The sequence below is a fragment of the Vannielia sp. genome, from assembly GCF_029212645.1.
Lineage (GTDB): Bacteria > Pseudomonadota > Alphaproteobacteria > Rhodobacterales > Rhodobacteraceae > Vannielia.
Window position 1 is genome coordinate 45,457 of record NZ_JARGND010000007.1, and the last position, 19,036, is coordinate 64,492.

19 protein-coding genes are annotated in these 19,036 nt (G+C 64.3%); 10 read left to right on the plus strand and 9 right to left on the minus strand.

What is annotated here, in order from left to right; all coding sequences use genetic code 11:
• Nucleotides 1-33: 33 nt before the first annotated feature.
• The 5 genes from P1U55_RS03855 to P1U55_RS03875 form a co-directional block, all read right to left on the minus strand.
• Nucleotides 34-465, minus strand: a complete 432-nt coding sequence (locus P1U55_RS03855; RefSeq protein ID WP_301046183.1) for a hypothetical protein — start codon at nucleotides 463-465, stop codon at nucleotides 34-36.
• A gap of 68 nt (nucleotides 466-533) precedes the next feature.
• Nucleotides 534-1,259, minus strand: coding sequence for a glucose 1-dehydrogenase (locus tag P1U55_RS03860; protein WP_301046184.1), 726 nt, complete (start codon nucleotides 1,257-1,259; stop codon nucleotides 534-536).
• Between the two features lie 192 nt (nucleotides 1,260-1,451).
• Nucleotides 1,452-2,993 carry an ABC transporter ATP-binding protein gene (locus P1U55_RS03865; RefSeq protein WP_301046185.1) on the minus strand — a complete coding sequence of 514 codons (1,542 nt, stop codon included), beginning with the start codon at nucleotides 2,991-2,993 and terminating at the stop codon, nucleotides 1,452-1,454.
• Entirely contained in the window at nucleotides 2,990-3,814 is an 825-nt protein-coding gene (locus tag P1U55_RS03870; RefSeq protein ID WP_301046186.1) for an ABC transporter permease, read from the minus strand. Before P1U55_RS03870 ends, P1U55_RS03865 begins: the two co-directional genes overlap by 4 nt.
• Nucleotides 3,811-4,758, minus strand: a complete 948-nt coding sequence (locus tag P1U55_RS03875; protein WP_301046187.1) for an ABC transporter permease — start codon at nucleotides 4,756-4,758, stop codon at nucleotides 3,811-3,813. Before P1U55_RS03875 ends, P1U55_RS03870 begins: the two co-directional genes overlap by 4 nt.
• 213 nt (nucleotides 4,759-4,971) lie before the next feature.
• Here P1U55_RS03875 and P1U55_RS03880 point away from each other — a divergent pair, with 213 nt between their 5' ends.
• From P1U55_RS03880 to P1U55_RS03895, 4 genes are all read left to right on the plus strand, one after another.
• The gene (locus tag P1U55_RS03880) at nucleotides 4,972-6,177 is read left to right on the plus strand and encodes an aminopeptidase P family protein (protein ID WP_301046188.1); all 1,206 of its coding nucleotides are present in this window, start codon (nucleotides 4,972-4,974) and stop codon (nucleotides 6,175-6,177) included.
• Nucleotides 6,178-6,277: 100 nt separating this feature from the next.
• The gene (locus P1U55_RS03885) at nucleotides 6,278-6,412 is read left to right on the plus strand and encodes a hypothetical protein (RefSeq protein WP_301046189.1); all 135 of its coding nucleotides are present in this window, start codon (nucleotides 6,278-6,280) and stop codon (nucleotides 6,410-6,412) included.
• 72 nt (nucleotides 6,413-6,484) lie between these two features.
• Nucleotides 6,485-6,820, plus strand: a complete 336-nt coding sequence (locus tag P1U55_RS03890; protein ID WP_301046190.1) for a cupin domain-containing protein — start codon at nucleotides 6,485-6,487, stop codon at nucleotides 6,818-6,820.
• A gap of 13 nt (nucleotides 6,821-6,833) precedes the next feature.
• A complete protein-coding gene (locus tag P1U55_RS03895; protein WP_301046191.1) occupies nucleotides 6,834-8,393 on the plus strand; it encodes a 2-isopropylmalate synthase in 1,560 nt (519 codons plus the stop codon).
• A gap of 78 nt (nucleotides 8,394-8,471) precedes the next feature.
• On the opposite strand, the gene rpiB is transcribed toward P1U55_RS03895, so the two are convergent.
• Nucleotides 8,472-8,915, minus strand: coding sequence for a ribose 5-phosphate isomerase B (gene rpiB / locus P1U55_RS03900; protein ID WP_301046192.1), 444 nt, complete (start codon nucleotides 8,913-8,915; stop codon nucleotides 8,472-8,474).
• A 73-nt stretch (nucleotides 8,916-8,988) separates the two neighbouring features.
• Complete coding sequence (locus P1U55_RS03905; RefSeq protein ID WP_301046193.1) at nucleotides 8,989-9,675, minus strand: DUF2161 domain-containing phosphodiesterase; 687 nt, start codon at nucleotides 9,673-9,675, stop codon at nucleotides 8,989-8,991.
• Nucleotides 9,676-10,165: 490 nt separating this feature from the next.
• Between P1U55_RS03905 and P1U55_RS03910 the strand changes: the two genes are divergently transcribed.
• From P1U55_RS03910 to P1U55_RS03935, 6 genes are read left to right on the plus strand one after another with little or no spacing between them, the layout of a single operon-like run.
• Nucleotides 10,166-11,203: a rod shape-determining protein gene (locus P1U55_RS03910; RefSeq protein WP_301046194.1), complete on the plus strand. Its 1,038-nt coding sequence runs from the start codon at nucleotides 10,166-10,168 to the stop codon at nucleotides 11,201-11,203.
• A 41-nt stretch (nucleotides 11,204-11,244) separates the two neighbouring features.
• Nucleotides 11,245-12,162 (plus strand): rod shape-determining protein MreC, encoded by a 918-nt coding sequence (gene mreC, locus P1U55_RS03915; protein WP_301046195.1) that lies wholly within the window; start codon nucleotides 11,245-11,247, stop codon nucleotides 12,160-12,162.
• Nucleotides 12,163-12,210: 48 nt separating this feature from the next.
• Nucleotides 12,211-12,750, plus strand: a complete 540-nt coding sequence (locus tag P1U55_RS03920; protein WP_301046196.1) for a rod shape-determining protein MreD — start codon at nucleotides 12,211-12,213, stop codon at nucleotides 12,748-12,750.
• On the plus strand, nucleotides 12,747-14,663 hold the full coding sequence (mrdA, locus tag P1U55_RS03925) for a penicillin-binding protein 2 (RefSeq protein WP_301046197.1): 1,917 nt from the start codon (nucleotides 12,747-12,749) through the stop codon (nucleotides 14,661-14,663). The genes P1U55_RS03920 and mrdA overlap by 4 nt, the downstream gene beginning before the upstream one ends.
• Nucleotides 14,660-15,808, plus strand: a complete 1,149-nt coding sequence (gene rodA, locus P1U55_RS03930; RefSeq protein WP_301046198.1) for a rod shape-determining protein RodA — start codon at nucleotides 14,660-14,662, stop codon at nucleotides 15,806-15,808. Before mrdA ends, rodA begins: the two co-directional genes overlap by 4 nt.
• Entirely contained in the window at nucleotides 15,805-16,740 is a 936-nt protein-coding gene (locus P1U55_RS03935) for an NAD(P)-dependent oxidoreductase (protein WP_301046199.1), read from the plus strand. The genes rodA and P1U55_RS03935 overlap by 4 nt, the downstream gene beginning before the upstream one ends.
• A 77-nt stretch (nucleotides 16,741-16,817) precedes the next feature.
• Here P1U55_RS03935 and P1U55_RS03940 read toward each other — a convergent pair whose 3' ends face one another.
• Both P1U55_RS03940 and P1U55_RS03945 read right to left on the minus strand, forming a co-directional pair.
• Nucleotides 16,818-18,347: an AAA family ATPase gene (locus P1U55_RS03940; RefSeq protein WP_301046200.1), complete on the minus strand. Its 1,530-nt coding sequence runs from the start codon at nucleotides 18,345-18,347 to the stop codon at nucleotides 16,818-16,820.
• Nucleotides 18,348-18,380: 33 nt separating this feature from the next.
• Nucleotides 18,381-19,019, minus strand: coding sequence for an acyl-homoserine-lactone synthase (locus P1U55_RS03945; protein ID WP_301046201.1), 639 nt, complete (start codon nucleotides 19,017-19,019; stop codon nucleotides 18,381-18,383).
• Nucleotides 19,020-19,036: the final 17 nt, after the last annotated feature.

Here is a 19,036-nt window from a genome sequence, read left to right on the forward strand (position 1 = left end):
AAGCCCGAGCGATGTTTGCGCGCCTTGCGGGGATCAGGGAGCGGTGACCAGAAAGGCCCCGAGGTAGCGCAGCTTGGGCGTGTCATGCAGGCGGAAGGGCACGCCGCCCAAGCCCTCTTCGGGAAGGAGCGCCAGCGTGTCGAAGGGCGAGGTGATATGCACCGCGTCCATCAGCGCCTCGCCGCGAAAATACTCCGCCAGCAGCGCCTCCTTGCCGATCCCCCATGACATGCGCACGAAGTCGGCGTTGACGAAGGCATCGGGCAGATCAACCGTCATCGGGGCGGGGGCGTCGATCAGGTCCACCTCGACGGGGCCAAAGAGGTAATCCCGCGCCGCCGCTTCAGAGCCGAAGATGCCGCCAAAGAGGTGCAGGCGCATCATGCCCTCGGGCAAAGGGCGGGCCGGTTCGGCGCGGGGCTTGCGGCGAAAGATCGAGGTAAAGAGCGAGAAGGGTGTGAGCATGACCAGAGGTTAGCCGCACCAGGCGATGCGGTCTATCCGGCGGGAGCGGCGGGCGCGGGGTGGCGAGCTTAAATGCATCGCCCGCCGTCCACCTCAAGCCCGACACCGGTGACCATGCTCGCCTCGTCCGAGCACAAATAGCAGGCCGCGTTGCCAAGGTCTTCGGGCGTGGAAAACCGGCCCATTGGGATGGTCGAGAGGAACTTGGCGCGCATTTCCGGTGTATCCTCGCCCATGAAGCTGGCCAGCAGCGGGGTTTCTCCGGCCACCGGGTTCAGCGCATTTACCCGCACGCCATGGGGGGCCAGCTCAACCGCCATGGCGCGGGTGGCGGTGATGACCCAGCCTTTGGAGGCGTTATACCAGTTGAGATTGGGGCGCGGCGATACCCCCGCCGTGGAGGCGACGTTCAGCACAGCGCCCATGCCGCGGGCCTTCATCCCGGCCACCACCGTGCGCGCCGAAAGGTAGATCGACTTGCCGTTAACGGCAAAGACCCGGTCAAACTCTTCTTCGCTGACCTGCTCCATGGGCTGCGGCAGGTGGGTGGTTCCGGCGTTGTTGACGAGGATATCCCACGGGCCTTGGGCGGCGAGGCGCTCCCAATCGGCCAGCGAGGTCACATCCATGGTGAGCGGCGTGCCCCCGGTTTCGGACGCGACCGCCTGGGCGGCGTCGGCGTTGATATCCGCCACCGTAACGCGCGCGCCTTCGGCGGCAAACTTGCGCACGATCCCTGCCCCAAAGCCAGATCCGCCGCCGGTGACGATGGCCGTTTTTCCGTTGAGCCGCATGATTGATCCTCCTTTTGCTCAGCGGACTATGGGGCGAAGTTGGCGGAGGGTCGAGAGGGGGCGGCGCGGGGCGGGCAGAAAGCGCTCAACACCCCGTCCGGAGGAGGCCGCGGCCATGGGCGGAGCGCTCTCTTCGCCAAGTGGGCGCCCAACAAGGGGCGTGAGGCGGCAGGGAGGGTGCGGTATCACCGCTTAACCGACCCCTTCAAGCGTGGGCGCGGCGGCGATGAGCTGGGCGGTGTAGGGGTGGCGGGGCGCGGTGAAAACCTGCTCGGTTTCCCCCTCCTCCACGATCTTGCCGGACTGCATCACCAGCACACGGTCGGTCACGTTGCGCACGACCGAAAGATCATGGCTGATGAAAAGGTAGCTCAGCCCGCGCTCGGCCTGAAGGCGCGCCAGCAGATCAAGGATCACCGCACGAACCTGCACATCCAGCGCCGATACGGCCTCATCCAGCACAATGAGTTCGGGGTGGGTGATGAGGGCGCGGGCGATGGCGATGCGCTGGCGCTGCCCGCCGGAAAACTCATGCGGGTATTTATGGGCATCGTCTGGAGACAGGCCAACCGCCGTGAGAGATTCGGTAATCCGCGCGGGCAGGTCTGCCGGGCGCCCGGTAAGGTGGAACGGCTCGGCGATCAGCCGGGAAACGCGGTGGCGCGGGTTGAAGCTGCCGTAGGGGTCCTGAAACACCACCTGCACCCGGCGGCGCAGCTCAAACCCCATGGCCGGGCTGACCGGCTGGCCATCAAGGCGGATCGCGCCGCCTTGCAGCGGATCAAGGCCCAGAATGGCGCGGGTGAGGGTCGACTTGCCGCAGCCCGACTCGCCCACAAGGCCAAGGCTTTCGCCCTGGCGCAGGGTGAAGCTGACCTCATCCACCGCCCGAAACGCCCCAGAGCGGCCGGAATACTCGCGCACCGCCCGCTCGACCGACAGGAGCGGCACCTCGCGCAGTTGCGTGGCGGCGCGGTCTGGCTGGTGGCCGGAGGCCGCAAACAGCGCCTCGGTATAGGGGTGCGCGCGCTCGCGCAAAACCTGAGCGGCAGGTCCGGCCTCTACCACCGCGCCTGCCCGCATGACGGCGATATCATCGGCCATTTCGGCCACCACCGCGAGATCATGGGTGATGAGCAGCAGCGCCATGCCCTCATCGCGGACCAGCTCGCGCAACAGGTTGAGAATTTGCGCCTGTGTCGTGACATCAAGCGCGGTTGTCGGCTCATCGGCGATCAACAGGCGGGGCCGCAGGGCGATGGCCATGGCGATGCACACGCGCTGGCGCTGCCCGCCCGAAAGCTCATGCGGGTAGCGGTGCATCGGGATCGCCTCAAGCCCCACACGATCCAGCTTTTCACGGGCGATCCGGCGGGCCTCGCGGCGCGAGGCGGCGCCGTGGATGCGCAGGGTTTCGGCCACTTGCGCGCCGATGGGCTGCATCGGGTTCAACGCGGTCATCGGTTCCTGGAAGATCATGCCGATCTCATTGCCGCGAAGCTGGCAGAGGCGGCGCTCGGCGGCGGTTGTAAGCTCTTCACCCTCCAGTGAGACCGAGCCGCTGAGCGCACTGCCCTGCGGCAAAAGCCCCATCAGCGACAGCGCTGTCATCGACTTGCCCGAGCCACTTTCCCCGACAAGGCCAAGGATATGCCCCGGCACCAGCGTGAGCGACACATCACGCAGGATCGGCGTGCCGTGGATTTCAAGCGAGAGGTGGCTGAGCGAGATCATTGGCGGGCCACCCGGCGCAGGCGCGGATCGAGCATGTCGCGCAGCCCGTCGCCCATGAGGTTGAGGCCCAGCACCATGGCGATGATGCAGCCAGCGGGCAGCATGGCAAGGCGGGGGTAGCCGTAATAAAGCGTTTGCGCCTCGGCCAGCATTCGCCCCCATGACGGGGTGGGCGGCTGCGCGCCAAGGCCCACATAGCTGAGCCCCGCCTCAGCCAGAATACCGAGCGAAAACTGGATGGTGGCCTGCACCACCAGCAGGTTGGCGATATTGGGCAGGATATGCTCGGCGCTGATCCGCAGCCGTGTTTTGCCTGCCACGCGGGCCGCAAGGATGAACTCGCGCTGCCAGATCCCCAGCGCCGCGCCCCGCGACACGCGGGCAAACACCGGGATGTTGAAAATCCCGATGGCAAGGATCGCATTCACCGCCGAGGGGCCAAAGGTGGCGGTGATCAGGATCGCGATAACCAGTGAGGGGAAGGCGAAGATCAGATCATTGCCGCGCATCAGGACCTCATCCAGCAGCGAGCCGCGCCATGCGGCGGCGATCAGGCCAAGGGGCACCCCGATGCCAAGGCCAATCCCCACCGCCACAAGCGCCACCGCCACAGAGGTGCGCCCCCCCGCCATGAGCATCGAGAGCATATCGCGGCCCAGATGATCGGTGCCAAGCCAATGCGCCGGTGACGGCCCTTGCAGCTTGGTGGAGATCGACAGTTCGAGCACGGAATGGGGGGTCCAGACCAGCGAGAGCAGCACCAGTGCCGAGAAGGCGAGGGTGAGCGCCGCGCCGATCCACATTTGCGCCGGGAGCCTCATTTGCGCCTCCGCAACCGAGGGTCCGCGAGGCCATAGGCGATATCGGTCAGGAAGGTGACGGTGATAACGGCAAAGACCAGCAGCATCACCGCGCTTTCCACCACGATCAGATCACGCTGGTTGATCGCCTGAAAGATCAGCCGCCCGAGGCCGGGCAGGTAGAACACGTTTTCGATGATGATCGCCCCCGCCAGCAGGAAGGAAAATTGCAGCCCGAGGATGGTGAGCACCGGCACCAGCGCATTGCGCAGCGCGTGGCGGGTGAGCGCCTGTGTGCGCGACAGCCCCTTGGCACGGGCGGTGCGGATGAAGTCTTGCGAGAGCACCTCGATCACCGCCGAGCGCATGACGCGGGCAAGGATAGAGGCTTGCGGCAGAGCCAGTGCAATGGCCGGGAGGGTGAGCGCCCTGAGGCCCGCCCAGAACCCCGCGTCCCACCCCGGAAAACCGCCGGAGGGAAAGAGCTTCCATGTGATTGCAAAGCCCAGCACCAGCAGCATCCCGAACCAGAAGTTGGGGATGGCGATGCCAAGCTGGGTCAGCCCCATGATGCCGTAATCCGCCACCGTGCCGCGCAGCGCCGCCGCCAAAAGGCCCACCGGAATGGCGATGAGCGTGGACAGAAGCAGCGCATAGCCCGCCAGAGGGGCCGAAACGGCGATCCGGGCGCTGACAAGCTCCTGCACCGGCACGCGGTAGGTATAGGAAATCCCCATTTCGCCGCGCAGCAGGCCGGTGATCCAGCGCAGGTAACGCTCGATCGTGGTGCCATCGAGGCCAAGCTCGGTGCGCAGCGCGGCCACGGTATCGGGCTGGGCATTGATCCCCAGCATAAAGCGGGCCGGATCGCCCGGCAGCACCTCCAGCATTAGGAAAATCACCGCGCTGGCCACAAGAAGCGAGAGGGCCAGCGAGAGCAGGCGCGAGGCGAGGTAGCGGATCATGCGGCCACGCTACGTGATTGGCTGGGCTGGGGAAAGCAGGATGCGGTGCATCTGGCGCGTCGCCTGCATCTGGCATCTTCACAAGGGGGCCGCCCCGTGGCAAAGCTGGTCTTGCCCGGAGCGATGGCGTCGCTCACCCTTGGGCCCTGACCGTCCTGCACGCCGGGACCTTTCTGAAATGAAAGGGCCGCGCGAGGCCCGGAAAGGTTGCACATGACGAACCGTCCACAGTTTTACCGCTTCGAGAATGGCCCCAAGGCCCCCCTGCCCTTTAACGGCGAGGAATATGACCAGCGCCTCGCCCGGCTGCGCGCCTTGATGGCCGAGCATGGCATGGAGGTGGCGCTTTTTACTTCCATGCACAACATCGCCTATTATTCGGGCTTTCTCTATTGCAGCTTCGGGCGGCCCTATGGGCTGGTTGTTACTCCCAAAAGCGCGGTGGTGATTTCTGCGGGAATCGACGCGGGCCAGCCGTGGCGGCGCTGCCACGGCGATGCGATCACCTACACCGATTGGGAGCGTGACAATTTTTGGCGCGCGCTGCGCGAGGTTTCGGGTGAGGGGGTCCGCCTTGGCTATGAGGAAGATCACCTGACGGTGGCGCTGCTTGCCAAGCTGAAGAGGTTCCTGAAGCCCGCCGCGCTGGCCGATATCGCCGCCCCGGCGATGACCCAGCGCATGGTGAAAAGCCCCGCCGAGATTGCGCTGATCCGCGAAGGCACCCGCATTTGTGACCTTGGCGGCGAGGCGATCCGCGAGGCCATCCGCCCCGGTGCCACCGAGATCGAGGTGACCATGGCCGGGCGCAACGCGATGGAGGCCGAGATTGCCCGCGCCTTCCCCGATGCGGAATACCGCGACACCTGGGTTTGGTTTCAATCCGGGCTCAATACCGATGGCGCGCATAACCCTGTGACCTCGCGCAAGCTGGAGCGGGGCGATATCCTGTCGCTCAACTGTTTTCCGATGATCTCGGGCTATTACACCGCGCTAGAACGCACGCTTTTTGTGGGCGAATGTGACCCTGCGTCGCGCAGCTATTGGGAAGCGAATGTGGCGGTGCATGAGCTGGGCCTGTCGCTGCTGAAACCCGGTGCGCGCTGCTCGGAGGTGACGGCAGAGTTGAACGCCTGTTACGAGGCCCGCGACCTGCTGCAATACCGCAGCTTTGGCTATGGCCACAGCTTTGGCATCCTGTCGCATTACTATGGCCGCGAAGCCGGGCTGGAGCTGCGCGAGGACATCGACACGGTGCTGGAGCCGGGGATGGTGATTTCGATGGAGCCGATGCTGACGATCCCCGAAGGGATGGCGGGCGCGGGCGGCTACCGCGAACACGATATTCTGGTGATCGGCGAAGACGGCGCAGAAAACATCACCGGTTTTCCGTTTGGCCCAGAGCACAACATCATTTGAGTCAACGTGCATTGGCCCCACCCTATCCGTAGGGTGGGTGCAACCCACCGTCTGCCCCCGCCGCCAAAAATTTTTGCTTTTCTTTTACCATTGCCCCGGTATGATCACCGACATGATGCAACAGCGCCGCCAGACCGCAGAGGCCCGTGCCCTGCCCCACGCCAGCCAGCTTTCGCTGGGCTTGGCGGCTGCGCTGCCGCTTGCTGGCTTGCTGCTTCTCCTTAGCTGCCTCTGAGCGTGCCTTTCCGGCGCGACCGCTCAGGGGTATCGCCGCGCCAAAGGACATCAGCCGCTAAGGACACATCACATGAAACCGATAAACCTGCCTGACAAGCTTGCGCTTTTCAGCAGCCACTGGAACCCCAAGGCCATTGCCGCATGCAATGACAACGAGGCCATGGTGGAAGAAGGCAAGGGCGCGTTCCCTTTTCACATGCATGATACCAGCGACAATCTCTTCCTCGTGCTGGAAGGCTCCACGGTGATGGAGTATGAGGAGGCCGCGCCGGTCACGGCGGGCCCCGGTGAGCTTGTCATCGTGCCCCGTGCCGAGGAGGAGGGGATGGCCCTTCTGATCGAGCCGAAGGGTGAACCCAATTCCGGGGATTCAGGCACAACGCCTGCCCCGCAAAACCGAATTTGAGGAGGGGCCAGATATGTCTGACCGTGTATTGATTTTTGACACCACCCTGCGTGACGGCGAACAAAGCCCCGGCGCAACCATGTCTCACGACGAAAAGCTCGAGATCGCCTCGCTGCTTGACGAAATGGGCGTGGACATCATCGAAGCGGGCTTTCCGATAGCCTCCGAGGGCGATTTTGCCGCCGTCAACGAGATTGCCAAGGCCGCGAAATCCGCCACGATCTGTGGCCTTGCGCGCGCCAACTACGAGGACATTGATCGCTGCTGGGACGCGATAAAATGCGCCAAAAGCCCGCGTATCCACACCTTTATCGGCACCTCGCCGCTGCATCGCCAGATCCCCAACCTGACGATGGACGAGATGGCCGAGCGCATCCACGACACGGTGACCCGCGCGCGCAATCTGTGTGACAATGTGCAGTGGTCTCCGATGGACGCCACCCGCACCGAGTGGGATTACCTTTGCCGGGTGATCGAGATTGCCATCAAGGCCGGGGCCACCACGATCAACATCCCCGATACCGTTGGCTACACCGCGCCGCGCGAAAGCGCCAATCTGATCCGCGGGTTGATCGAACGGGTGCCGGGCGCCGACGAGGTGGTTTTTGCCACCCATTGCCACAACGATCTGGGCATGGCGACAGCCAACAGCCTTGCCGCTGTTGAGGCGGGCGCGCGCCAGATTGAATGCACGATCAACGGTCTGGGCGAGCGGGCCGGCAACACCGCGCTGGAAGAGGTGGTGATGGCGATGAAAACCCGCCATGACATCTTGCCCTTCGACACCGAGATCGACACCAGCAAGATCATGCATATCTCGCGCCGGGTTGCCGCTGTGAGTGGCTTTGCGGTGCAGCCCAACAAGGCGGTTGTCGGCAGAAACGCCTTTGCCCATGAGAGCGGCATCCACCAGGACGGGATGCTGAAGAACCCCCAGAACTTTGAGATCATGCGCCCCGAGGATGTGGGCCTCAGCGCGACCAGTCTGGTGATGGGCAAGCACTCGGGCCGTGCCGCGCTGCGCTCAAAGCTGGCCGATCTTGGCTTTGATCTGGGCGACAACCAGCTGAAGGACGTGTTCGTGCGCTTCAAGGAGTTGGCGGATCGCAAGAAAGAGGTGTTTGACGACGATCTCGTGGCGCTGACGCGCGACAGCGGCGCCGACCCGGCAGAGGAGCACCTGAAGGTGAAGTTTTTGCGGGTGGTTTGCGGCACGCAGGCGCCGCAATCGGCAGATATCACGCTCACCATTGATGGGGTGGATCAGCAGGCAACCGCGCAGGGCGATGGCCCGGTGGATGCCACCTTCAATGCGGTGAAAGAGCTTTATCCGCATAAGGCAAAGTTACAGCTTTATCAGGTACATGCCGTAACCGAGGGCACCGATGCGCAGGCCACAGTGACCGTGCGGATGGAGGAAGATGGCATTCTCGCCACCGGTGAATCTGCCGACACGGATACGGTTGTGGCTTCTGCCAAGGCTTACGTTGCCGCGCTCAACCGCCTGCGCACCCGGCGCGAAAAGCTGGGGGGCAAGGAAGTGCGCGAGGTCAGCTACAAAGACGCAGGCTGAACCCGGCGGAGTAAAACAAGGGGGCGCGGCAGGAGACTGCCGCGCCTTTTTTGTGCGGTGCCGTGGGGCGGCGCGCGATCAGGCTTCGAGCGCCTTGATCATATCGACGCGGGTGCCATGGCGGCCGCCTTCGAACGCGGCATCGAGGAAAGCATCAACGATATCAAGCGCCAGCCCCTCGCCGATCACCCGTGCGCCCATGGCGAGCATTTGCGCGTCGTTGTGCTGGCGGATCATCCTGGCGGAGAAGGTATCGTGGCACACCCCGCAGCGGATGCCTTTCACCTTGTTGGCGGCCATCATGATGCCCTGCCCGGTGCCACAAAGGACAATGCCCAGCGCGCAATCACCGGAGGCGACGCGCTCGGCGGCCTCGGCCCCGCGTTCGGGATAATGGGTGCTTTCGGGCGTGGTGGGGCCAAGATCGACCACCTCCCAACCCTTTGCGGCGATATGCTCGGCGATGGTCTGGCGCAGCGCGATTGCGGCGTGGTCGGAAGAAAGAACGATACGTTTGCTCATTGGAAGGGTCATCCCCGTGTTGCTGGTCCGCTGGGTTTGCAGCCTTGGAGCAAACCGCGGCGCATTCGTCAATTCAATCCGTTCGCTTTGCTGCGGCGGGGGCGAGCGCCTTTGCACCATTTGGGGTGAGGCCATAGACGCCCACCTCGACCCGCTCGAACCAGCCATAGTGATCGTCGCGCATCATCCGGGTGGCCACCTCAACCCCGGTTGCCTTGGCCACGGCGGCGCCTTTGCAGGGGCCGTGGCTGGCGAGATGGGCGGCAAGGCGCAGGCAATCCTGGCGATAGGCGGTCATCATCGCGCCGTTGCGGGCAGCGCCACCCACCTGCGGATCGCCCTCGCGGCGGGCAAACTCGCGCAGCAGTCGCGCTTTGCGGGGCTTTGATTTGCGCGGGGTGTAGGGGGCCGGATCAAGCGCGATTTCCACATGCCCGTCCTTCAGGCGCACAAGGATCAACCCCAGCCCGAGACGGCGCAACAGCACCTTCATTTGCTTGAGCGCCCCCAGCCAGCGCCGCCCCTGCCCGCGTGGCACCGCGAGATAAACTGCATCTGTGAGCGCTTGGCGGGCCACCCCCTGGTGCACCAGCGCAAGGCTGAACCCCAGCTTCAACTCCACCACGACCGGCTCCTCGCCGGCCCGGCGGGCAACCACATCTGCCGCGCCCACCTCTCCCTTCACCTCGTAACCCTGCGATTGAAGGAGGGATTTCACCGGGGCGTAGAGGTCCTGCTCTTTTGGTTTTTCCACTGCCATGCCAGCGTTATACGCGCCACCACCGCGCCGGAAAACCCATGATGCGGCGCAAAATCAGGGCCGGAGCAACGGGAAGACGGCGCGGCAATACGTGCATGCCCCGCCGGTGGCACAACGTGATGGCAAGGGCGACAGGGAGTGCGCTATCTCGGCAGCTGACCGATCCGCTTGCCAAACCTCAACTGTGGTGGGGGCGACCAGCCTGAACGGCATTCCGAACCAGCACTCAACAGCCCCCATACGCTCCCTCGCGGGGTCTGATTCATGGAGCGGCCAGACTGTATTGCGCCGGTGCGCCAGTGCCTTCGGTGTTCCTGAAACGCATCACCACAAAGCAGCGGCGAACACATTATCGGCACTTCCTGCCTATCGCTTGGCAGCATCCTGCCATGCCCCTTTTCCTGACCCCGGCAAGGCCCTATAGGTAGCCCGTTCGAGGGCCAGCCAGAATCGCGCCCTCGTGGTGGTGCAACAGGGGGCAATCCGGGCAATGGGTATTCTGAGCGGTCTTTTCTCGTCTGACATGGCGATTGACCTCGGGACGGCCAACACGCTGGTCTACGTCAAGGGCCGGGGTGTGATCCTCAACGAGCCTTCGGTTGTGGCCTATCACACCAAGGGCGGGCGCAAGGAAGTGCTGGCCGTGGGAGAGGACGCCAAGCTGATGCTGGGGCGCACGCCCGGCAGCATCGAGGCAATCCGGCCCATGCGTGAGGGTGTGATTGCCGATTTCGACACGGCGGAAGAGATGATCAAGCATTTCATCCGCAAGGTTCACAAGCGCACCACCTTTACCAAACCCAAGGTTATCGTTTGCGTGCCACATGGCGCGACCCCGGTGGAAAAGCGGGCCATTCGCCAATCTGTGCTGTCGGCAGGCGCGCGCCGCGCCGGGCTGATCGCAGAGCCGATTGCAGCGGCGATTGGCGCCGGAATGCCGATCACCGATCCGACCGGCAACATGGTTGTGGATATCGGCGGCGGCACCACCGAGGTGGCCGTGCTGTCGCTGGGCGACATCGTATATGCCCGCTCGGTGCGGGTGGGCGGCGACCGGATGGATGAGGCCATTGTCAGCTACCTGCGCCGCCAGCATAACATCCTGATCGGGGATGCCACCGCCGAGCGGATCAAAACCTCGATCGGCACCGCACGGATGCCCGACGATGGGCGCGGCTCGTCGATGATGATCCGGGGCCGTGACCTGCTGAACGGTGTGCCCAAGGAAACCGAGATCAATCAGGCGCAGGTTGCCGAGGCGCTTGCCGAACCCGTGCAACAGATTTGCGAAGCGGTGATGACCGCGCTTGAGACCACCCCGCCTGATCTTGCCGCCGATATCGTTGACCGGGGCGTCATGCTCACCGGCGGTGGCGCGCTGTTGGGCGAGCTTGATCTGGCCCTGCGTGAGCAGACCGGCCTTGCCGTCTCGGTTGCTGACGAGTCACTCAATTGTGTGGCCCTCGGCACCGGCAAGGCGCTGGAATATGAAAAACAGCTCAGGCATGTGATAGACTACGATAGTTGAGGCCCAAGCGGCGGGTCTCGGACCAGTGAGGTAGCCCCCGCTTGGCGAGACGAGAACCCAATATTGATTATGTGAGCCCCGTCCGGCGTATTCTGGTGGGGATTCTGGTGGTGTTCTGCCTTGGCTTGTTCCTGCTCTGGCGGATCGACAGCCCGCGGGTTGAGCGCTTTCGCGCCAATCTGCTTGATGCGGTTGTGCCCTCGTTTAACTGGGCTTCGGGGCCGGCCACCAAGCTGGGCGACATGGCCGAGGGCTTCAGCAGCTACAACAGGCTTTATGATCAAAACCAGGAGTTGCGGCGCGAGTTGCAAAAGATGAAGGCGTGGAAAGAAGCCGCCGAACAACTGGAACAGCAAAACGCCAAGCTGCTGGCGCTCAACAACCTGCGGCTCGACCCGCGGCTCACCTCGATTTCGGGGGTGGTGCTGGCTGATTCGGGCTCGCCGTTCCGGCAATCGGTGCTGATCAACGTGGGCCGCCGGGACGGCATCCGCGATGGCTGGGCGGTGATGGACGGGCTGGGGCTGGCCGGGCGTATCTCGGGGGTGGGCGACCAAACGGCGCGGGTGATCCTGCTCAGCGACGCTGCCAGCCGCATACCGGTAACGATCCAGCCCTCGGGGCAGCATGCAATGCTGTCGGGCGACAATACCGCCGCACCGCTTATCGAGTTTCTGGAAGGCCGTGACCTTGTGCAGCCCGGCAACAGGGTTGTGAGCTCGGGCGATGGCGGGCTGTTCCCCTCGGGGCTTGTGGTCGGGCAGGTTGTGGAGGGGCGCGACGGGCGGCTGCGGGTGCGGCTTTCGGCGGATTATCAGCAGCTTGATTACCTGCGCGTTCTGCGCAGCCACGAGGCGGAGGTGATCGAAGATCCCGGCGGGTTGATCCTTGCGCCTGCCACCGGCCCCAACCTACCCGCCGATGCGCTTACCCAGAACGGGGGCGCGACCGATGGGTAACGCCGCTCTCCCCCAGCAAACGGGCGCCCTGGCAAAAGGGCATGGCGCATGATTGATCCGGTCACCTCACGCACCTGGACCTATCGCCTTGGCTTTATTGTCCTTTGTGCGCTGTTCACCTTCTTTCGGCTGTTGCCGCTGGATACCTCGGCCGAGGGCTGGCCCGGCCCGGATTTGATGCTGGCGCTCACCATGGCGTGGGTGCTCCGCCGTCCGGCTTTTGTGCCACCGATGTTGATCGTGATGGTGTTCCTGACGGCCGATCTGATCTTTCAGCGCCCGCCGGGGCTGTGGGCGATGCTGGTGCTGCTTGGCACCGAATTCCTGCGCGCCCGGCAATCCCTTTCGCGCGAGGTGCCCTTCCCGGTGGAATGGGCCCTGGCAGGCTCGGTGGTGCTGGCGATCCTGATCGCCTATTTCGCCCTGCTCGCCCTGTTCATGGTGCCGCGACCGCCGCTGAGCGTGGCCACCGCGCGGGCCATTGCCACCATCGGTGTTTACCCCTTGGTGGTGCTCGCCTCCCACCTGCTCTTCGGGCTGCGCAAGGCCTCGCCCGGTGAGGTGGATGCACTGGGGCACCGGCTATGAAGCGCGCGCCCAAGGACACCGAAGAGAGCGCCCGCCGGATCACCCGGCGCGGGCTGATCATGGGCGGGCTGATGGGCGGCTTTTCGGCGCTGCTGGTCGGGCGGATGCGCCACCTTCAGGTGGATCAGGCGGATACCTTCCGCCTGCTGGCCGAGGAAAACCGGATCAAGTTTTCGCTGATCCCGCCTGAGCGCGGGCTGATCTTTGACCGTGAAGGCCGCCCGCTCGCGGTCAACGAGCAGATCTACCGCGTGGTGCTCGTTCCCGAAGATGCGGGCGATATAGAGAACACCATTGCGCGGCTGCGCCAGATCGTGCCGCTGCCCGATGAGGACGTGGAGAAAACCCTGGCAGATATCCGCCGCTCCTCGCCCTTCCATGAATACACCATCGCCGACCGGCTCTCATGGGAGCAGCTTTCGGAGGTGGCGGTCAACACGCCGGCGTTGCCCGGCATTTCGCCCAAGGTCGGGTTGTCGCGCAGCTATCCCCTGGCCGAGGATTTTGCCCATGTCATCGGCTATGTCGGGCGGGTCAGCGACTATGACCTCTCAAAGCTGGAAGAACCGGACCCGCTGTTGAAGCTGCCGCAATTTCAGATCGGCAAATCGGGTGTCGAGAACAAGTGGGAAGAGCCGCTGAGGGGCCGCGCGGGCAACCGGCGGATCGAGGTGAACGCGGCTGGCCGGGTGATGCGCGAGCTGGATCGCCAGCAAGGCGAAAGCGGTGCCGACCTGCAGCTTACAGTTGATTCCGCGCTGCAAAACTTTGTGCAGGCACGGCTGGGCACGGAAAGCGCCGCCTGCGTGGTGATGGATGTGGAAACCGGCGATCTGGTCGCCATCGGGTCTGCGCCCTCGTTTGATCCCAACCTGTTTGTGCGCGGCATTTCGGTAGCCGATTACAAATCCCTCACCGAAAATGACCACCGCCCGCTGGCCAACAAGGCCGCGCAGGGCCTCTACCCGCCCGGCTCGACGTTCAAGATGGTTACCGCTCTGGCCGCGCTTGAGGCCGGTGTGATCACCCCCGGTGAAACCTTCTATTGCCGCGGCCACAAGGAGGTTGCGGGGCGCCGCTTTCACTGTTGGAAGCGCTCGGGGCACGGCTGGGTGGATCTCGATGGATCGCTCCAGCAAAGCTGTGATGTTTATTACTACGAAATCGCCTTGAAAGCGGGGATCGAGAATATCTCGGCGATGGCCAAGAAGCTGGGCATCGGGGTGCGCCATGATGTGCCGATGTCTGCCGTCGCGCAGGGCCTCGCCCCCACCAAGGCGTGGAAAAAGGAGCGCTACGATCAGGATTGGGTGATCGGCGACAGCCTCAACGCCTCTATCGGGCAGGGCTTTGTGCTGGCCTCGCCGCTGCAACTGGCGGTGATGGCCGCGCGGATCGCCAGCGGGAACGCGATTGAGCCGCGCCTGGTCAAATCGGTCGATGGCCGCGAGACCGAGGTGAAGGGCGCGGTGCCGCTCGATATTTCGCCCACCGCGCTGCAACAGGTCCGCAAGGGGATGTTCAACGTGGTGAACTCGGGCCGGGGCACCGCGCGGCGCGCCCGCATTTTGAGCGAAGGCATGGCCATGGCGGGCAAGACCGGCACCAGCCAGGTGCGCTCTGTTGTGGTGCGCAACCAGGATGTGCCGTGGGAAGAACGGGACCACGCGCTCTTTGTCGCCTTCGCGCCCTACGACAAGCCGAAATACGCGCTTTCGGTGGTGGTTGAGCATGGCGGCGGCGGCTCTACGGTGGCGGCCCCGATCGCGCGGGATGTGATGCTACAGGCGCTCTATGGCGGCTTCCCGCCGCTTTCGGCCTATCCCAAAGGGGATCGCTGGCGGGTGGAGCAGATGCGCAAGGAGCTTCCCATCCGCGAGGAAATTCGCAAACAGGCCAGTGATCGTGCATGAGCTATCTTGAGTATAACCGCGAGACCATCCCAACCGGTTTTGCCAAGGTGCTCTACCTCAATTGGGCGCTGGTGGTGCTGCTGATCGCGGTGGCCGGCGTGGGCTTTTTGATGCTGTTCTCGGTGGCGGGTGGCTCGCTTTCGCCCTGGGCCGAACCCCAGATGAAACGCTTTGCACTGGGGCTGACGCTGATGTTTCTCATCGCGATGGTTCCGATCTACTTTTGGCGCAATCTGGCGCTTCTGGCCTATATCGCCGCGCTCCTGATGCTTGTTTTCGTTGAACTATTTGGCTCTGTCGGCATGGGGGCGCAGCGCTGGATCGACCTTGGCTTCATGCAGCTCCAGCCCTCGGAACTGGCCAAGATCACCCTGGTGATGCTGCTCGCCGCCTATTACGACTGGCTCGATGTCGGCAAAACCTCGCACCCGTTTTACGTGCTGATACCGGTGCTGCTGATCCTCATCCCCACCATCCTGGTGCTGCGCCAGCCTGATCTGGGCACAGCGCTTTTGCTGTTGGTCGGCGGCGCGACGGTGATGTTTTGCGCCGGGGTTCACTGGCTTTATTTCGCCGTGGTCGCGCTGATCGGCAGCGGCGGGGTGTTTTCGGTGTTTGCGCTTCGCGGCACGGCGTGGCAATTTTTGAAGGACTATCAGTATCGCCGGATCGACACCTTCCTTGATCCCGAGTCTGACCCGCTTGGCGCGGGCTACCACATCACCCAATCCAAGATCGCCCTCGGCTCTGGCGGCTGGACAGGGCGCGGGCTGATGGAGGGCACGCAGTCGCGGCTCAACTTCCTCCCGGAAAAGCACACCGACTTCATCTTCACCACACTGGCCGAGGAATTTGGCTTTGTGGGCGGGGTCTCGCTGCTGATGCTCTACATCGGCATCGTCGCGTTTTGCGTGGTGTCGGCGCTCAAGAACAAAGACCGCTTTTCCTCGCTGCTCACGCTGGGGATCGCGGGGGCGTTCTTTTTGTATTTCGCGGTCAACATGTCGATGGTCATGGGCCTTGCGCCGGTGGTTGGAGTGCCGCTGCCGCTGGTCAGCTACGGCGGCTCGGCCATGCTGGTGCTGATGGCGGCCTTCGGGCTGGTGCAATCGGCGCATGTTCATCGACCAAGGGGAAGAGCATGATTCAACTGGTTTTTTCGGCACCTGACGGGGTGTGGGATGAGTACGCGCCTGTTTTGCCCGGCGCTTTGGCCGAGGCGGGGCTAGAGGCGCAGATCGCGCAGGCGGGTGAGGTGGCCCCGGAGGCTGTTGATTACATCGTCTTCGCGCCCAGCGGGCCGATAGCGGATTTCACCCCCTACACCCGCGCCCGCGCGGCGCTGTCGCTTTGGGCCGGGGTGGAGCAGATCGTTGGCAACGAAACCCTCACCATGCCGCTGGCCCGGATGGTGGACCCCAAGATGACAGAGGGCATGGTGCAATGGGTGCTGGGCCATACCATGCGCCATCATCTTGGGCTGGATGCGCATATCGTGAACCCCGAGGGCGAGTGGCGTTTCTTTGTGCCGCCGCTGCCGGAGGATCGCGTGGTTACGGTGCTGGGGCTTGGCGCCCTGGGCGCGGCCTGTGCGAGGGCCCTGGCCGGCGCGGGCTTTGCGGTGCGGGGCTGGTCGCGCGGGGCGAAAGAGATTGAGGGCGTGGCCTGCTTTAGCGGCGATGCGGGGCTGCGCGACGCGCTGAACGGCGCGCAGATTATCGTCACCCTGCTGCCCGCAACGCCCGCCACCGAGAACACTCTCAACACCGAAACCCTTGGCTGGCTCGCGCAGGGTAGCTTTGTGCTGAACCCCGGTCGCGGCACGCTGATTGATGATGCGGCGCTGCTGAAGGCGCTGAAAAGCGGCCGCTTGGCCCATGCAACGCTGGATACCTTCCGCGACGAGCCGCTGCCAAGGGATCACCCGTTTTGGGCAAATCCCGGCGTTACCGTCACCGCCCACACCGCCTCGGCGACCCGGCCTGCCTCTGCGGCGCAGTCCATCGCCCAAAACATCCGCCGCGCCGAGGCGGGCGAGGGCTTGGTGGGGCTGGTGGATCGCGCTGCCGGGTACTGAGCCGCCTAGAGCGTGTCGCGTTCATTCGAATTCACGCGACACGCTCTAACTTATTGATTTCGCATGTTCGAGAAGCTCTAATCCGGGCCCTGCACCTCCAGGGTGAGAGGCGCGGCGGGGGCGACCAGATCATTGGTGGTGAGCGGCCCGGTCGGGCGGGCGAGCCGGTTGCGAACGCACCAGATCAACCGGGTTTCGGCCCGCGTGATCGCCACATAGGCAAGGCGCTTCCACAGCGGCTGCCCGGCTTCCATCTTGTTCATCCGGGCGGCAATGGCGAGGTCTGGCGCAAACACCTGCACGGTGGGCCACTGGCTGCCTTGCGCCTTGTGGATCGTCACCGCCGCGCCGTGCAAAAAGGTGGCTCCCATGCGGGCGGCAAAGGGGATGAACGGCTCTTCCTCATCCGGCAGCTCGATCTTGACGATGGAAGCGGCAGACACCTGCGGGTCCTCGGCCCCCACCACATGCAGGCGCGAGAATCCGGGCTTGCGACCGGGGCCGAGATACACAACCTGCGCCCCTTTGATCAGCCCGCGCGCCTCCAGATCAAGGCGCTTTTTGCGGTGTTTCATTGGCAGTTCGATGCCGTCGCAAATCAGCGGCTCGCCTTCAAGCAGCGCATCATGCGGGGCACCATAGGCGGCGCGGAAGGCGTGGATCAGGCGAATGCGGGTTTTGTTGGTCCAGACCAGCGCGGGGGAGCGGGCCATCAGCCCGGCCTCAACCCGCTGGCCGATTTGCACCCGGTCATCGCGCGCGGCGGCCTGCTCCACCAGCCGTTCGAACGCCGGAAAATCAACCTGCGGGTCGGCCAGCGCGTGGGCAAGATCGAGGATCGGGTTGTCCCCCTCCTGGCGGTGCACCCGGTGCAGGATCAGGCGGCGCTTTTCGGGGAGGCGGTCAAACACCATATTGCCCGACTGTTTGACAGGCGCCAGCTGGGCCGGATCGCCAAACAGCACGAGGGTGGTGAAAATTTCCTTCAGGTCTTCGAACTGGTCATCCGACAGCATCGAGGATTCGTCGATAAAGCCAATGTCGAGCGGCTCCTCGCGGCGCTTCCAACCGGTGATGAAATCCGAGCCGCGCAGCCCCGCCGAGGCGAGCGCGGCGGGCACGGACTTATGGGCTTGAAAGGAGGCATGAGCACGGTCGAGGGCTTCCTCTGTAAGCCCTTCAATCTCGGGGCGCTCGCCATTGCCAGCCAGCCATTCGGCAATACGCTCATATTCGGGATCATAGACCGGGGTATAAAGGATGCGGTGGATCGTGGTGGCGGCAACGCCGCGGTTGCGCAGCACCGATGCCGCCTTGTTGGTGGGGGCCAAAATCGCCAGCGTGCGGCGATCCTTGCGCGGCTTGCCCTCGTAATCCCCGGAAATCACATCAACCCCGGCCTCGGCCAGCGCGTCCCCCAACCGGGCCAGCAGCAGGGTTTTGCCCGAACCGGCCTTGCCCATCACCGCCGTCACGCTGTCACGGCCCGTGGCGGCGGGGGTGAGCACCTCGTCTTCAAGGTTTACGCCCGCCGAGCGCAACACCTCCGAGAGGCTATCCCAGGCTTCGGCCTGGTCGTCGGAGAAGGTCAGCGCGGGGGCGGTCATGGGGCGGAACTTACGGGCTCCGCCCCTGATGCGCTAGGCCGAAACGGCCTGCGGCGTGGCCGCGGCCCGGCCAAAGGCCCGCTCGAACCAAAGGGTCGAAAGCTCGTCCGAAAGCCCGGCCTTGCGAGCCATCCGGGTGCGCAGGTCTTCGGAGTATTCCCACAGGCCAACGCTCACCGCATCGCGGCCTTTACCTGTGGTGCCCAGGATCGTTGGAGGCCACCCAAGGCGGCCATAAATGCGCACCATCCGGGCATCAAACACCCCCACGGCATCCGTGAGGTGAAAGCCAATCCCCACTTCCGCCCCGCCCAACATCAGCGCCGCCGAAACACGCGGCTCCGCATCGGGCGCAAGGCAAAAGCGGGTGCATTCCCAGATCAGCGGGTGGCTGATGGTCACGCCGTCGGTCACATGGGTGAAATGATCGTTCACCATGCAGGGCGCGGTTGTGGGCATGAACCGCATCGAGCCGCCATGGCTGCCATCGGCCCGCTGCCAGATCACATAGAGCGGGTTCATCGCATCGTATTGGTCGTGCTCCTCACCCGCAGCGTCCACCGACACATCCCAGCCCAAACGCTCGCGAAACTGATGCGCCCGGTCGCGGAACATCCCCGATCGAAGCTTGGGAAACTGGTTAAGATCACTGCCGTAAATGTAGCGTAGCATAGCTCGCCCTCCGTACG